19 protein-coding genes are annotated in these 15171 nt (G+C 29.6%); 12 read left to right on the top strand and 7 right to left on the bottom strand.

The features are described from left to right. The first annotated feature begins 15 nt into the window (after positions 1–15). Both C4S77_RS01780 and C4S77_RS01775 read left to right on the top strand, forming a co-directional pair. Positions 16–657 carry a DUF47 domain-containing protein gene (locus C4S77_RS01780; RefSeq protein ID WP_105245609.1) on the top strand — a complete coding sequence of 214 codons (642 nt, stop codon included), beginning with the start codon at positions 16–18 and terminating at the stop codon, positions 655–657. Positions 658–666: 9 nt separating this feature from the next. Next, positions 667–1734 (top strand): inorganic phosphate transporter, encoded by a 1068-nt coding sequence (locus tag C4S77_RS01775; RefSeq protein ID WP_105194461.1) that lies wholly within the window; start codon positions 667–669, stop codon positions 1732–1734. A gap of 4 nt (positions 1735–1738) precedes the next feature. Here C4S77_RS01775 and C4S77_RS01770 read toward each other — a convergent pair whose 3' ends face one another. Both C4S77_RS01770 and C4S77_RS01765 read right to left on the bottom strand, forming a co-directional pair. Then, the gene (locus tag C4S77_RS01770) at positions 1739–2173 is read right to left on the bottom strand and encodes a nucleoside deaminase (RefSeq protein ID WP_105194460.1); all 435 of its coding nucleotides are present in this window, start codon (positions 2171–2173) and stop codon (positions 1739–1741) included. 8 nt (positions 2174–2181) lie between these two features. Further along, entirely contained in the window at positions 2182–3084 is a 903-nt protein-coding gene (locus tag C4S77_RS01765; protein WP_105194459.1) for an ion transporter, read from the bottom strand. Positions 3085–3308: 224 nt separating this feature from the next. Between C4S77_RS01765 and C4S77_RS01760 the strand changes: the two genes are divergently transcribed. From C4S77_RS01760 to purE, 8 genes are all read left to right on the top strand, one after another. Further along, positions 3309–3785 (top strand): Lrp/AsnC family transcriptional regulator, encoded by a 477-nt coding sequence (locus tag C4S77_RS01760; protein ID WP_105194458.1) that lies wholly within the window; start codon positions 3309–3311, stop codon positions 3783–3785. 7 nt (positions 3786–3792) lie between these two features. Beyond that, positions 3793–4485, top strand: coding sequence for an NUDIX hydrolase (locus C4S77_RS01755; protein ID WP_105194457.1), 693 nt, complete (start codon positions 3793–3795; stop codon positions 4483–4485). 151 nt (positions 4486–4636) lie between these two features. Next, complete coding sequence (locus tag C4S77_RS01750; RefSeq protein ID WP_105194456.1) at positions 4637–5038, top strand: hypothetical protein; 402 nt, start codon at positions 4637–4639, stop codon at positions 5036–5038. A 14-nt stretch (positions 5039–5052) separates the two neighbouring features. Then, positions 5053–5586: a YfiT family bacillithiol transferase gene (locus tag C4S77_RS01745; protein WP_105194455.1), complete on the top strand. Its 534-nt coding sequence runs from the start codon at positions 5053–5055 to the stop codon at positions 5584–5586. Positions 5587–5762: 176 nt separating this feature from the next. Continuing rightward, the gene (gene trmD / locus C4S77_RS01740) at positions 5763–6443 is read left to right on the top strand and encodes a tRNA (guanosine(37)-N1)-methyltransferase TrmD (RefSeq protein ID WP_105245607.1); all 681 of its coding nucleotides are present in this window, start codon (positions 5763–5765) and stop codon (positions 6441–6443) included. 3 nt (positions 6444–6446) lie between these two features. After that, positions 6447–6953, top strand: coding sequence for a DUF2480 family protein (locus C4S77_RS01735; RefSeq protein WP_105194453.1), 507 nt, complete (start codon positions 6447–6449; stop codon positions 6951–6953). Positions 6954–7013: 60 nt separating this feature from the next. Then, entirely contained in the window at positions 7014–8135 is a 1122-nt protein-coding gene (locus C4S77_RS01730) for a 5-(carboxyamino)imidazole ribonucleotide synthase (protein WP_105245606.1), read from the top strand. Then, positions 8135–8650, top strand: coding sequence for a 5-(carboxyamino)imidazole ribonucleotide mutase (purE, locus tag C4S77_RS01725; protein ID WP_105245604.1), 516 nt, complete (start codon positions 8135–8137; stop codon positions 8648–8650). Before C4S77_RS01730 ends, purE begins: the two co-directional genes overlap by 1 nt. 4 nt (positions 8651–8654) lie before the next feature. Here the strand turns inward: purE and C4S77_RS01720 are convergent, their stop codons facing one another. The 3 genes from C4S77_RS01720 to pyrH form a co-directional block, all read right to left on the bottom strand. Next, the gene (locus C4S77_RS01720) at positions 8655–9509 is read right to left on the bottom strand and encodes a prephenate dehydrogenase (protein WP_105245602.1); all 855 of its coding nucleotides are present in this window, start codon (positions 9507–9509) and stop codon (positions 8655–8657) included. A gap of 78 nt (positions 9510–9587) precedes the next feature. After that, positions 9588–10142 (bottom strand): ribosome recycling factor, encoded by a 555-nt coding sequence (gene frr / locus C4S77_RS01715; protein ID WP_105245600.1) that lies wholly within the window; start codon positions 10140–10142, stop codon positions 9588–9590. Between the two features lie 44 nt (positions 10143–10186). After that, a complete protein-coding gene (gene pyrH / locus C4S77_RS01710; RefSeq protein WP_105194448.1) occupies positions 10187–10894 on the bottom strand; it encodes a UMP kinase in 708 nt (235 codons plus the stop codon). A 243-nt stretch (positions 10895–11137) separates the two neighbouring features. Here pyrH and C4S77_RS01705 point away from each other — a divergent pair, with 243 nt between their 5' ends. Beyond that, positions 11138–11584 (top strand): hypothetical protein, encoded by a 447-nt coding sequence (locus tag C4S77_RS01705; protein WP_105245598.1) that lies wholly within the window; start codon positions 11138–11140, stop codon positions 11582–11584. Between the two features lie 88 nt (positions 11585–11672). Then, on the top strand, positions 11673–12860 hold the full coding sequence (locus tag C4S77_RS01700) for an aminotransferase-like domain-containing protein (RefSeq protein WP_105245596.1): 1188 nt from the start codon (positions 11673–11675) through the stop codon (positions 12858–12860). A gap of 16 nt (positions 12861–12876) precedes the next feature. On the opposite strand, the gene thrC is transcribed toward C4S77_RS01700, so the two are convergent. Beyond that, complete coding sequence (gene thrC, locus C4S77_RS01695) at positions 12877–14172, bottom strand: threonine synthase (protein WP_105245594.1); 1296 nt, start codon at positions 14170–14172, stop codon at positions 12877–12879. A 20-nt stretch (positions 14173–14192) separates the two neighbouring features. Continuing rightward, entirely contained in the window at positions 14193–15131 is a 939-nt protein-coding gene (locus C4S77_RS01690; protein WP_105245592.1) for a homoserine kinase, read from the bottom strand. Positions 15132–15171: the final 40 nt, after the last annotated feature.

Raw genomic sequence — 15171 nt, 5'->3', positions numbered from 1 at the left:
AAAAAAAACATATCTATGAGCATTAGTGCATTTTTTAGATTATTTCAGCCCAAAGATAAAGTTTTTTATACTTTGTTTGAAAAGGTTTCAGACAATCTTTTATCCATGTCAAAATACATGGTTGAGGGCATGTCTTCTAAAGAAAATATAACAGAAGCATTTTTTAAAAAAATAGAAGATTATGAACATGCCAATGATAAATTAACACACAATATTTTTATAGAATTAGGGAAAAATTTCATTACTCCTTTTGACAGAGAAGATATACATCAATTGGCAGCTTCTTTAGATGATATAGCAGATTTTATGTATGCTTCTGTTAAATATGCACTTTTATATAAATCTCCTTATTTAAAATCTTTTGCTACATTTTCTAAATATATAGATGATAGTGTTGTAGAATTACAGAAAGCAATATATAATTTAAGAGATTTTAAAAAGCCCAAAGAAGTTCTAGAATCTTGTGTGGAAATTAATAGAATCGAAAATGTTGCAGATGATTTGTTTAGTAAAGAAATGGGGGCATTATTTGAGAGTAAAATAGAAGTTATAGAAATTATTAAAATAAAAAATATCATAGAATATTTGGAAGATGTTACTGATAAATGTGAAGATGCAGCAAACATTATTGAATCTATTTTAGTTAAATATTCTTAAACCCCTTATATGACGTTACTTATAACTATCGTAGTATTAGCTTTAATATTCGATTATATAAATGGTTTTCATGATTCAGCGAATTCAATAGCGACCATTGTTTCAACTAAAGTATTAACACCGTTTCAAGCGGTTTTATGGGCAGCATTCTTTAATTTTGTTGCCTATTTTGTTTCCTTGCATATTATAGGTGAATTTAAAATTGGAAATACCATTGCTAAGTCTGTACATGAAAATTTCATAACATTAGAAGTAATTTTCTCAGGTTTAGTAGCAGCAATCCTTTGGAATTTGTTTACTTGGTGGGCAGGAATTCCTTCCTCTTCTTCGCATACACTTATTGGAGGATTTATTGGTGCAGCTATAGCTCATGTAGGAGGTTTTAGTGAAGCAGGTCAAGCAGTAATAAATTACCCAATCGTAATACCTATCATATTATTTATTTTTATTGCACCTTTTATAGGTATGATAGTATCTTCTATAATCACTTTAATAATTATAAATATTTGTCGGAAGGCAAATCCATATAAAGCCGATCAATGGTTTAGAAAATTGCAATTAGTTTCTTCTGCTGCATTTAGCATAGGGCATGGAGGAAATGATGCACAAAAGGTAATGGGAATTATTGGAGCAGCATTTATTTTTTATGAAGTAAACATGGTGCATGCAGCCGAATATGTAAATCTCACTTCAACGGAAAGATTTCAGCATTTTACTTCTGATTACTGGTGGGTTCCTATAAGTAGTTTTATAGCAATTGCTTTAGGGACTATGTCAGGAGGATGGAAAATTGTAAAAACAATGGGAACTCGAATTACAAAAGTAACTCCTTTAGAAGGAGTTTCAGCTGAAATTTCAGGAGCTATTACCCTTTTTTTAAGTGAACATTTAGGAATTCCTGTAAGTACAACTCATACAATAACAGGTTCTATTATTGGGGTAGGATTAGTTAAAAGAGTATCAGCCGTAAGATGGGGAATCACAATTAAATTGCTATGGGCTTGGGTTTTAACTATTCCTGTAAGTGCTGTATTAGCAATGATAGTTTATTCAATTGTTAAACTATTTATGCAATGATCAACTAAATTCTTTTAGTCTTAAAAAATTCTTTTAGTAATTGAGAGCATTTCTCTTCTAAAACCCCAAAGATACATTCTGTTTTAGGGTGTAAAGAAATTCCGCTAGAAGAAAAACCTCTGTGTATATCTTTAGCACCTATTATTATTTTACTAACCTGAGACCAATATAAAGCCCCTGCACACATAACACAGGGTTCTAAAGTTACATATAAAGAGCATCCTCTTAGATATTTAGCGCCCAGATAATTACTTGCTGCAGTAATTGCCTGCATTTCAGCATGGGCAGTAACATCGGTTAAAGCTTCGGTTAAATTATGAGCCTTAGCTAAGATTTTATTATTAGAAACAATAATTGCTCCTACAGGAACTTCATTATTACTATAGGCTTCTTCAGCTTCTTTAAGGGCAATATTCATAAAATAAGTATCAGTAAACATTATACTTTTTAGCTTTTTTTACTTTCTTCAAACTCCTCATTTAACAAATGGCCACATTTAAAACAATATTTAGCGTTAGGTTCATGATTTTCAGCCATACAAAATCTACATTTCTGGGTATTCAAATGAATTTTTTTATTTCTTGTATATTCTGCTGAAACCAACCCGGCAGGAACAGAAATAATAGAATATCCTAAAATCATAATTCCCGATGCTATAATTTTTCCAACAATTGTAATAGGAGCCACATCTCCATATCCTACCGTTGTTAGAGTAACAATTGCCCAATACATTGATTGAGGGATACTAGAAAAATTTTCTGAATTATATTTATTTTCAATTACATACATAAGAGCTCCTAAAATAAGAGTTGTTATTATAATAAAATATAAAAAAACAAAAATTTTCCTTTTACTTTTTTTTAATGAAATTAATAAAGCATTACTTTCATTAATATAACTTCCTAATTTTAATATTTTGAAAATACGTAATAATCTTAAAATTCTAATAATTGCAAGATAATGAGATTGTAAAAAAATTACACTCAAATAAGTTGGAATAATAGATATTAAATCGATAATACCATAAAAACTTGTAACATATTTTGTAGTTTTTTTAACACTGCAAAGTCTTAAGACATATTCAATAGTAAAAGAAATAGTGACCCACCAATCTAATATATATAGCCAGAATCCTATACGATGATTTATTCCTTGTACACTTTCTAGCATTATAATTAAAGTGCTTAATGAAATAAAAAATAAGAGAGTAATATCAAAAATTTTCCCTTTAAAAGTATCAGATTCAAATATAATTTCGTGGAGTTCAAATTGCCATTTCTTAGTGCCTTCTTTTTGCTCATATGTATACCCTACAAAAAAATATTTTATTTTTCTAAAAATATTTTTCATAATAAAATATTTTATTTAAATATTTTATGACCTTTAAAATAATTCAAAAACAAAGATAGAAATAAAACAAATTATTTATAAAATTAATTAGCTGAATTATTTGATTAATAGTGATTGTGTTTATAATTTGTAAAATTTGTATAAAAAATTAATCAACTTGCAGATTTATTTCATATATTTGCAAAATATTAAGAAATTAATTTAGAAAAAAATATATTATTACCATGAAAGAAAAATTTTATATAGACGACACGGATAAACGCATTTTACAATTCTTATCAATAAACACTAGAATGCCGTTTACAGAAATCGCTAAAAAAATGGATGTATCAGCCGGAACTATTCATGTAAGGGTTAAAAAAATGGAAGATGCAGGTGTTATTAAAGGAACATCTTTAAATATTGATTATTCCATTTTAGGCTATTCATTTATTGCTTATGTAGGAATTTTGTTAACTAAATCAAGTAAAACACAAAATGTTCTTGAAAAATTATCTTTAATTCCAAATGTTACAACAGCTAATGTAATTTCAGGGAAATATAATATCTATTGTAAAATAAATGCAAAAGATGCTGAGGATGCAAAAAATGTAATTTATAAAATAGATGATATTGAAGATGTGTTGAGAACAGAAAGTATGATTTCTTTAGAAGAGAGCATTAATGATGAAAATAGATTAATGGATGCTCTATTTAAATAAAAAATAAATGTCTCCTCAAGAAAAGGAAATTTATTTTAATGTAGCTATTTCTACGTCTTTAGTATTGTTTGGTTTTGATGGTGATAAGTTACGTATTTTGTTAAAAAAGCATGATAAAGATCCTTATAGAGGAGCTATGCTTCTACCATCCCAGTATGTTAAATATGATGAAGCTACAGATAAAGTAGCAAAAGATTTATTGCTTAGGCATACTAAAGAAATCAATATTTATATAGAACAATTAAAGGCCTTTTCAAAAGTTTTCAGAAATCCTTTAGGAAGAGTCGTTAATATATCCTATTATGGTACTGTAAAATTAGATGATAAATTAGTGAAATATTCTGAAAATAGAGGAGAAGTCTGGTTAGAGTATTCACAAATTCCAGATCTGGCTTTTGATCACAATGACATAATTGATTATGCTAAGGAAAGATTAAAACGTAGGGTAAAACGAAGACCTATTGGATTTTATCTTCTCCCTGAATATTTCACCATCTCTCAATTGCAAAAATTATATGAAAATGCACTCAATAGAGAAATGGATAAAAGGAATTTTAGAAAAAAAATATTCAATTCGCAATTGATTATAGAAACAGAGCTTACAGATAATTCATCTTCAAAAAAATTCGCCAGATTGTATAAATTTGATGAAGAAAAGTATGAAAAATTAAGCTTAAAAGGATATGATTTTCTATTCTAAAAATAGAAAAAAAAATTCCTATTTAAAAAAATAGGAATTTTTTTTTCAAAATAATATAAAAATAATATTATAAATAATCCCATAAACATTATAAGATGATTATTGTATAATTTTGTACATTTACCTTAAATTAATTTATAAAATCAATAATATGAGTGAAGATGAAGAAATTTTTGGTAAACGTCCCAAAGAATACTTTAAAGTAACAGAAAAAAAATCTTTAGCATTTAAAATTTCATGTTTATACATGGGGTTTATGGCATTTATTCCTTTGTTTTTGGCTATATTGGGTTTTAAAAGAATTTATTTTCCGGGAGCTCCAACTTGGTTTTTTATTATAAATTTATTATTAGGATTGATGATGATGATTGGAGCAATTGGAGCTTATAATTTTAAAAAAAGAGGGTTATATCTTTTTGTTTCTACCCTTATAGTAGATATATTATTTCATCTATCCTTAGGATTTCAAGAATTAGATGCTATACATGGATTATATCTCTTTATAGGTTTAGCTTTAGTGCCGATTGTTCCCCGTTGGAAATATTTTAACTAAAAGACTACTGAACAATGAAAATAGAGTCTTTAAAATTTCCCATTGGAAAATTTGAAAAACCTCAGGAAATTACACAATCACATGTAAATATATGGATTAAGGATGTAGAAAATTTTCCAGATAGATTATTTCATGAAGTTCAGGATCTTTCAGAAGGGCAATTAGATACTCCTTACAGACCAGAAGGGTGGACAATCAGACAGGTGGTACATCATGTAGCCGATAGTCATATGAATTCATTTATCAGAATAAAATTAGCCTTAACAGAAAATAATCCTGTTATAAAGCCGTATTTAGAAGAAAAATGGGCGGAATTACCGGATAGTAAAAATTATCCATTACAGACTTCATTAAACATTATTAAAGCCTTACATGAAAGATGGAGCTATTTGCTGAAACAGCTTACAGAAGAAGATCTAAATAAAACCTTTATACACCCCGAGAGTAATAAAGAATTTACAATAAAAGAAATGGTCGGATTTTATGCCTGGCATTCCAATCATCATTTAGCACATATTTCTACATTAAAAAAATCTAAAAATTGGTAATTTTTTAAAGATTTTCGTATTAAAATGTAGAAGTTAATAGAATGTATTATTTTAATATTTTCCAATATTCTAATTTAGAATCATTGGTAAAGTAGGAGATTTTGAAGTCACTTTATAAATAGAGTAAGTGAGATAAAATTTGTGATATAATAGAAATGATTTCTAAATAAAATAGTATGAGAATAGATATTATTACGGTAGTACCCCAATTAATGAAAAGTCCTTTACATGAATCTATAATGAAACGAGCTCAGGAAAAAGAGTTAGTTGATATACATTTTCATGATTTAAGAGATTATTCCAAAGGAAATTATCGTCAGGTAGATGATGCCCAATACGGAGGAGGTGCAGGAATGGTACTAATGATAGAGCCTATTGATAAATGTATATCTAAATTACAATCCGAAAGAGACTATGATGAAATAATTTACATGACTCCCGATGGAGAAACACTAAACCAAAAGATGTGTAATACTTTATCTTTAAAAAAGAATCTTATTATACTTTGTGGACATTACAAAGGAGTAGATCAGAGAGTTCGCGATTTATTTATTACTCGTGAAATATCTATAGGAGATTATGTATTAAGTGGAGGAGAGTTAGGGGCCTGTGTGCTGGTTGATGCAATAGTAAGATTGTTACCAGGGGTTTTAAATGATGAAACCTCCGCATTATATGATTCTTTTCAGGATGATTTATTAGCTCCTCCCGTATATACCCGACCAGAAGAATATAAAAATTTAAAAGTTCCTGGTGTTTTACTAAGTGGTAATTTTGCAAAAATAGATGAATGGAGACAAGAAATGTCGTATAAACATACATTAGATAAAAGACCTGATTTATTAAAAGATGAATAAGTAATGGAAGAAATTGAAAATAAAATAGCAAAAAGTGGTTTAATTACTTTAGATTTAGGGGACTATTATCCTAAAGAATCACATATTTTGTTTGATATTAAAGATTATTTATATGAAGGATTAATTTTAAAAGAAAAAGACTTTAGGAAATCATTATCAGAAATAGATTGGAAATCTTATAATAATACTTTAGTCGCTATAACTTGCTCTGCAGACGCAATTATTCCTTCATGGGCTTATTTATTAGTAGCAAATCATCTTACGGGAATAGCTAAACTTGTTGTCTTTGGATCATTTGAAGATATTGACAAGGAGGTATATACGCATATTATAGATAATATTCCGATTGAAAAATATAAAGATAAAAAAGTCATAGTCAAAGGTTGTTCTCACAAACCAGTTCCGCAAAATGCATACATACAAATGGTTCAAAAATTACTACCTGTAGTATCTTCACTTATGTTTGGTGAAGCATGCAGTACAGTACCTATTTACAAAAAGAAAAATTAAGAAATAAATAAATTTACCAATCTCTCTTATATTTGTAAAATTAAAAAATCTTAAAATTAAATGAAAATAGGAATTTTAGGAGGAGGGCAATTAGGAAAAATGTTTATGCAAAATGCTTTAAATTATCCTAATGAAATATATTTTTTAGAGCCGGATTCTCAAGCACCATGCTCTGTATTTTGTGATTGTTTTATAGAAGGTGATTTTAAAGATTATCAAACTGTTTTAGATTTTGGAGAGGATAAAGATATACTAAGTATAGAAATAGAAAATGTAAATATAGAAGCTCTGAAAGAATTACAAAAAAAAGGTAAAAAAATAATTCCCAATCCTGATTGCTTGCAAATTATCAAAGATAAAGGACTACAAAAAGAATTTTATAGAGAACATTATATACCGACAGCCAATTTTTATCTTGTAGAGAATAAAGGAGAGTTGAAAGACGACAAAGGGTTAAAATTTCCGTTTATTCAGAAATTAAGAATAGGAGGATATGATGGTAAAGGAGTTCAATTAATTAAGAATCAATTTGATTTAGATAAATTTTGGAATAAACCATCTGTAATAGAAGAAGTCATAGATATTGAAAAAGAATTATCTGTTATAGTATCAAAAAATGAAAATGGAGAAGTTAATGTTTTTAATGTAGTTGAAATGGTGTTTAATGAAAAACTAAATTTAGTTGACTATTTATTTTCTCCTGCAGATATATCTAATGAAGTTGCTGGTCAAGTAAAAGAAATCGGACGAAAGGCGGTTGATGCTTTTCAAACACCAGGGATTTTTTGTATAGAACTTTTTTTGAGTAAAAATGGAAAATTAATGGTAAATGAAATAGCACCAAGAGTTCATAATAGTGGACATCAAACTATAGAAGCGAACTATTCTTCCCAATACGATCAAATGTTTCGGGTTTTAACAAATTCCCCTTTAGGAGATGTTTCCGAAAAAGAATATGCTGCTATGATTAATTTAGTAGGAGAAGCAGGATACATAGGTGAGGCAAAATATGAAGGTTTGGAAAAACTATTAGATTTATCTAAAGTTTATTTACATTTATATGGAAAAAAAATAACTAACCCGGGAAGAAAAATGGGGCATGTAACTGTTTTAGGACATACCCGAACAGAAATAAAACAAAAAATACAATTCATAAAAAATAATTTAAAAGTTATATCATAATGAATATAGCCCTAGTAGGAATAATTATGGGAAGTGAAAGTGATCTTCATATAATGGAACACGCAGCAGATATATTAAAAGAATTAAACATTCCGTATGAACTTACTATAATATCTGCCCATAGAACCCCTGAACGAATGGCAGAATATGCTAAAACTGCCTATCAACGAGGAATTAAAGTAATTATAGCAGGTGCAGGAGGAGCAGCACATTTGCCAGGTATGGTAGCTTCCCATACAACATTGCCTGTAATAGGAGTTCCTGTAAAATCTTCAAATTCTATAGATGGATGGGATTCTATACTTTCCATATTGCAAATGCCTAATGGTATACCTGTAGCTACGGTAGCACTAAATGCAGCGAAAAATGCAGGATTATTAGCTGCACGTATGCTTTCTCCTTTTTCAGAAGAAATAACCAAAAGTCTGAATCAATTTCAAAAATTGAATGAGATTAAAGTTTTACAGGCAGTAGAAAAAGTGAAAAAAAGATACCCTAATGATTTTGATAGTTAGAGAATTACTTTTTTTCTAATTTACCTTTAATACGGTTGGCTTCAGTTATAAACTCAGATAATTTTTTAGTATCTCCGTTTTCAAGATAAGATTTAAACTCCATAAGTTTATCCAAATATGTGTTAATTATAGGAAGTAGATATTTTGAATTCTGTATAAAAATTGGTAGCCACATATATACAGAACTCTTAGCTAAACGTACAGTAGAAGCAAATCCTCCGGAAGCAAGATTGAATATTGCTGAATCATTTTTTTCCTTTTCTAGTACAGCTACAGCTAAAGCATAAGAAATTGCATGAGATAGATGAGAAACATATCCTACATGTTCATCATGAGATTCAGAATCCATAAAAACTATTTTAGAGCCTAAAGCTTTGTACATATCCGATATTATTTCAATAGATTTATAAGAAGATTCTTCCGCATTACAAATAATGGATACTTTATCTTTAAATAGATTTTGTATAGCCGCAGAAGGGCCACTATTTTCAGTGCCCGACATAGGGTGTGATGCTACATATAACTGTCTGTTTGGACAATTTTTCACCTTTTTTATTAAAGAAGATTTAGTAGAACCTACGTCTGTAACCACAGAGTTAGGATTTATGATTTTCAGAATTGAAGGCAAAAGCTCTAATGATGCGTCTACAGGGGTAGCAAGAATAATTATATCAGATTGTTGAATAGCTGTAGAAAAAGAGGAAATTTTATCAATAATTCCTAACTTAAGAGCTTCTTGCTCATGTTGGGGAGATTTATCTACACCTATAATCTCAGTAGCAAACCCTGTTCTTTTTAAATCTAAGGCAATCGATCCACCTATTAATCCTAGCCCAATAATAGATACTTTATACGACATTACAAATTAAAATTAAAAAAGTCGGTTTTTATTTAAGATAAAGAAACCGACTTTTATAGGTTATATGTTTTTATCTATTTACACAGTCATTATTTCTTTTTCCTTAACAGCTAAATATTCTTCAGCTAATTTAGTATATTTATCAGTAAGAACCTGTATTTTTTCTTCACCATTTTTCTTTAAATCATCAGATATACCATCTGTTTTTTTTATATCATTATTTGCCTCTTGTCTGGCTTTTCTTATTCCTATTTTAGCATTTTCACATTCTGCCTTAGCTTGTTTAACCAAGTCTTTTCTTCTTTCTTCGGTCAAAGGAGGGATATTAATAATAATAGTTTCCCCATTATTGCTAGGAGTAAATCCTAAATTTGCTTGAAAAATTGCCTTTTCAATAGGTCCTAAATTAGCTTTTTCCCAAGGTTGAATACTTAGAGTCATACCATCAGGAACAGAGATATTAGCTATTTGAGATAGAGGGGTTAAAGATCCATAATATTCTACTAAAATAGATTGTAACATTGCAGGATTAGCTCTACCAGCACGTATTTTATTAAAAGAACTTTCTAAATGTTTGAGGGAGGCCTCCATACCCTCTTTAGTAGCCTCAATAATCAATTCTAATTCTTCCATTTTTCAAGATAAATTTTCTGTGCAAATATAAAGCTTTAATTTTATTAAATAGTGACTAAAGTACCAACTTCTTTTCCTTCGATAATCTTTACCAAGTTGCCTTTTTTATTCATATCAAAAACAATAATAGGTAAATTGTTTTCTTGGCTAAGAGTAAAAGCAGTCATATCCATAATTTTTAATCCTTTTTGGTATACTTCCTCAAAAGAGATACTATTAAATTTCACAGCATTTTTATCTTTTTCGGGATCTGCATTATAAATTCCATCTACACGTGTTCCTTTAAGAATTACCTCCGCATTTATTTCAATAGCTTTTAAAGTGGCTGCGGTATCTGTAGTAAAATAAGGATTTCCGGTACCTGCTCCAAAGATGACTACTCTTCCTTTTTCAAGATGTCTTTCAGCTTTTCTTTTAATAAAAGGTTCAGCTACTTGCTCCATTCTTATAGCAGTTTGTAATCTTGTTTTAACCCCAATAGATTCTAAGGCACTTTGCAAAGCCATGCCATTAATTACTGTTGCCAGCATGCCCATATAGTCTCCTTGTACACGATCAATACCGGTAGCTACTCCGGAAAGACCTCGGAAAATATTTCCGCCACCAATAACAATAGCAACTTCAGATCCTTTATCAACTACATCTTTTATTTCCTCAGCATACATTTGAAGGATTTTAGAATCTATACCATATTGTTGATTTCCCATTAGGGCTTCTCCACTAAGTTTTAAAAGTATTCTTTTATATTTCATATTTATTTAGTATAAAAATAGGCTGTAATTTTGTGTCAAATGTGTATTTATAATAGACAAATGTGAATTTATTTTTTTAATGTTAGAATATACTAGTACTATCTCTAAATATTTCTTATGTGCAAATATACTAGGTTTTATTAAAAAATAGTATTTGTTTTCTATTTTAAATAATTTAATTAAATGGTATATTTATTCTGAAAAAATATCATTTAAAAATAGAATTATTGTAAAAGATTTCCATTGGAGAATTTAGAATTTTCTAATAATTCTTCTATTTTCAAAACGTCTTTTAGTTTTAATTCTGTCACTGACATTGAAAAAATAGGAGATAAATTAGTATTTAACCCCTTACTATTCACTGCTGAAAAAGAACAGGTTTTTAAGGCCGAAAACAGAACTTACCCAATAGAATTAGGTTCTCCTTCCAAATTTTCAAAGATAGTTATAGTAACCCTTCCGGAAGGATATAAGGTTGATAAATTACCCACATCAAAAAAATATAAAATGATTGGGAATTTAGGTAGTTATGAATATATTATAAAAAATTCCAACAATCAAATTGAGATTAAAACGACTTTATTAATGAATGAGTTTTTTATTTCTGCAAATTATTACAGTGTATTAAAAGAGTTTTGGGAATTAATGATAGAAACAGAAAATCAATTAGTCTCTCTTATAAAAGAATAAAAATAATAAATTTTAAATAAATGAATAATTAGGGGATATATACAATAAACAGTAATTTTGTTTTTTATAATACAAAAAAGTAAGAGATATGGAGATTAAATATGCTGCAAGGATGGCAAATTTAAGAGCTTCTGAAATAAGAGAAATATTAAAAGTAACCGAAAACCCTAATATTATTTCTTTTGCCGGAGGCCTTCCCGCACCGGAATTATTTCCTGTAAAAGAAATCAAAGAAATAAATCGTTTAGTTTTAGAAGAATCTGGCTCAAAAGCTTTACAATACTCAACAACCGAAGGATATAAGCCATTAAGAGAGTTAATAGCAAAGAGGATGAATAATAGACTTCTTACCTCATTTGATGCCGATAATATCTTAATAACACATGGTTCTCAACAAGCCTTAGATTTAAGCGGGAAAGTTTTTTTAGATAAAAATGATGTAGTATTATGTGAGAGTCCTACATATCTTGCAGCTATAAATTCTTTTAAAGCTTATGAGTGTACATTTGCAGAAGTAGAAACAGATAATGAAGGAATGGTAATGGAAAATCTGGAAAAAATGCTTCAAACTATTCCTCGAATAAAATTTATTTATGTAATTCCTGATTTTCAAAACCCTACCGGGCGTACCTGGAGTTTAGAAAAAAGAAAAGCCTTAGCAAAACTGGCAGCAAAATATAAAATTATAGTCATTGAAGATAATCCTTACGGGGAATTACGTTTTGAAGGAGAAACTTTACCATCAATAAAATCATTTGATAAAGAGGGGTATGTATTATGTACAGGAACTTTTTCCAAAATATTTTGTCCTGGATTTAGAATTGCTTGGATTGCAGGTGATAAAGAAATCATCCATAAATATGTATTAGTAAAACAAGGAGCAGATTTACAATGTAATACATTAGCTCAAATGGAAATTTCTAAATATTTGGAATTATATAATATTAATGAACATATTAATAAAATTATAGATGTATATAAAAGAAGGAGAGATTTGACGATTCATATAATGGAAGAAAAATTCCCTAAAGCAGTTTCTTTTACACATCCAAAAGGAGGTTTGTTTATTTGGGTAGAGCTTCCTACTAATATAGATGCTAGAGAAGTGCTAGTCCAATCTATTCAAAGAAAGGTAGCATTTGTTCCGGGGGGCGCCTTTTTCCCTAATGGGGGAAAAGAAAATACTTTACGTATTAATTTTTCCAATATGCCGGAAGAACGTATTGTGGAAGGACTTACTATTTTAGGGGAAATTCTCTATGAGAGCATAAAATAAAAATTATCTTCTTATTTTAATTAGAAAGTAAAAAATCTTTAAAATCTGAAAAATTATTCTTTAAAGAATGAGCTAGGCTTTTCTTTTTTTCTAGCTGTTTTACTTGTTCAGGAATTTCAATTTTGTCTTTCAAATTTTTAGGATATACATCTATAAATTTGCATGGATGAGCCGTAGATAAAAAGATAGTATAATTTAAAGGATTAAAATGATTCTTAGCCGCTAAATAAGCTACAGCAGTATGAGGACAGGCTATATATTTATATTTTTCATATAATTCATTAATCCCTATTAAGGTATCTTCATCTGTATAAGAATAGGCAGAAATAGTTTTCCGTATATTTTCTATATTGTTATCAAATAGATCCATTATACGTACCCAATTACTCGGATTTCCAACATCCATAGCATTAGAGAGGGTTTGTATGGAAGGTTTAGGAGTATAAAGACCTTTTTTTAGATATTGAGGTACTGTATCATTAACATTTGTAGCTGCAATAAAATGCTTTACAGGAAGTCCCATTTTATAAGCAAGTAATCCGGCTCCAATATTTCCAAAATTGCCACTAGGTACAACAAAAACAATATTGTTTTTATTATTTCTCTTTGCTTGAGCATAGGCATATATATAATAGAAAGTTTGCGGGATCAGTCTAGCAATATTAATAGAGTTAGCAGAGGTAAGCCGAAAACGAGAATTGAGTTCTGCATCATTAAAAGCTTCTTTCACCATTGCCTGACAGTCGTCAAAAGTTCCTTCAACCTCAAGTGCACGTATATTTTGGCCGTTTGTAGTTAATTGTTGTTTCTGTATTTCGCTTACTTTTCCTTTAGGATAAAGGATAGTTACACGCGTTCCTTTAACACCTAAAAAACCTAAAGCTACAGCTCCTCCGGTATCGCCTGAGGTTGCAACTAAAATATCGAGTGTTTTATCTTTCGAATTTGACAGGTAGGACATGATTCTACTCATAAAACGAGCACCAAAATCTTTAAAGGCTAAGGATGGACCATGGAATAACTCTAAAACCCCTAACTGATCATATAAAGAAACTAGAGGAACTTCAAAATTAATAGCATCTTCAACAATATTTTTCAAGTCCTGTTTAGGAATGTCTTCTCCAATAAGGGAGCTTGCTGCTTCTAAGGCAATTTCTTGTAAAGAACACTTTGTTATATTTTGTAAAAACTCTTCAGAAATTTGCGGTATCTTCACAGGCATGTATAATCCTTTGTCTGTGGGAAAACTGTTAAAAACCGCTTCTTTAAAAGATATTTTTAAACTTTTATTATTAGTACTATATAATTTCATAATTTTTTTATTTAAATAATTTAAAGTTCTACAGCTCCCTGAGTATTTATTGCAGAAGAATAACCATTGCTTTCAATAGATTTTTTCCCAAGATGCTGTTTCAGCATTTTTGTTATCTCTTTTGCTTTTTCTATTCCTTGTGTAAAAGCAACAACAGAAGGTCCGGAACCTGATATTCCAAATCCTAAAGCCCCGGATTTAATTGCAATGTTTCTCATTTCTTCAAATTCAGGAATTAAAAAAGACCGGGTAGGTTCAATAATATAATCTTTAAGACTACTGGATATTAGATTATAATCTTCAGTGAATAAACCGGTAACCAATCCGGCTATATTACCCCATTGAGAAACCGCATTTTTGAGTTCTGTTTGTGTTTTAAGTATTTTTCTGGCAGCACGTGTAGGAACCTCAACATGTGGAAAAATAATTGAACAACATAATTTCTTAGGTACGGGAAGATTTATTACATGGAGTGGACTATAGCTGTGTATTAAAGTAATTCCTCCTAATAAAGAAGGAGCCACATTATCTGCATGTCCATGTCCGCAAGCTAATTCTTCTCCTTTAAGGGCAAAAGGAAGGAGTTCTTGTTTAGTCAATGGAGCTCCTAATAATTGATTAATAGCAAATAATCCTGCTATAGTACTGGCAGCGCTTGATCCTAGCCCACTTCCGATAGGCATTTTTTTGAAAAGTTCTATTTCTAAGCCTATATTCTTAATTCTAAGGTGATCAAGTACCATTTTAATTGAAGCACTTACAGTATTTTTTTCAGGATCTAGAGGCAAAAGTCCAAGATCTCCTGTTATTTTGGTGATTTTTATTCCGGGAGAATCCACTTTTCTAAGTGTTATTTCATCTCCGGGGTCTTCTAGGGCTAAACCCAAAATATCATATCCACAAATAAAGTTGGCAGAGGTAGCCGGAGCAAAAACGCGTACACAATCTTTTTCTTTCATTAAAAATTAATTTGCCTCATGAGTTATGAAGCAAATTTAA

This window comes from Apibacter adventoris (assembly GCF_002964975.1).
Taxonomy (GTDB): domain Bacteria; phylum Bacteroidota; class Bacteroidia; order Flavobacteriales; family Weeksellaceae; genus Apibacter; species Apibacter adventoris.
This window is presented reverse-complemented; position numbering and strand designations above follow the sequence as displayed.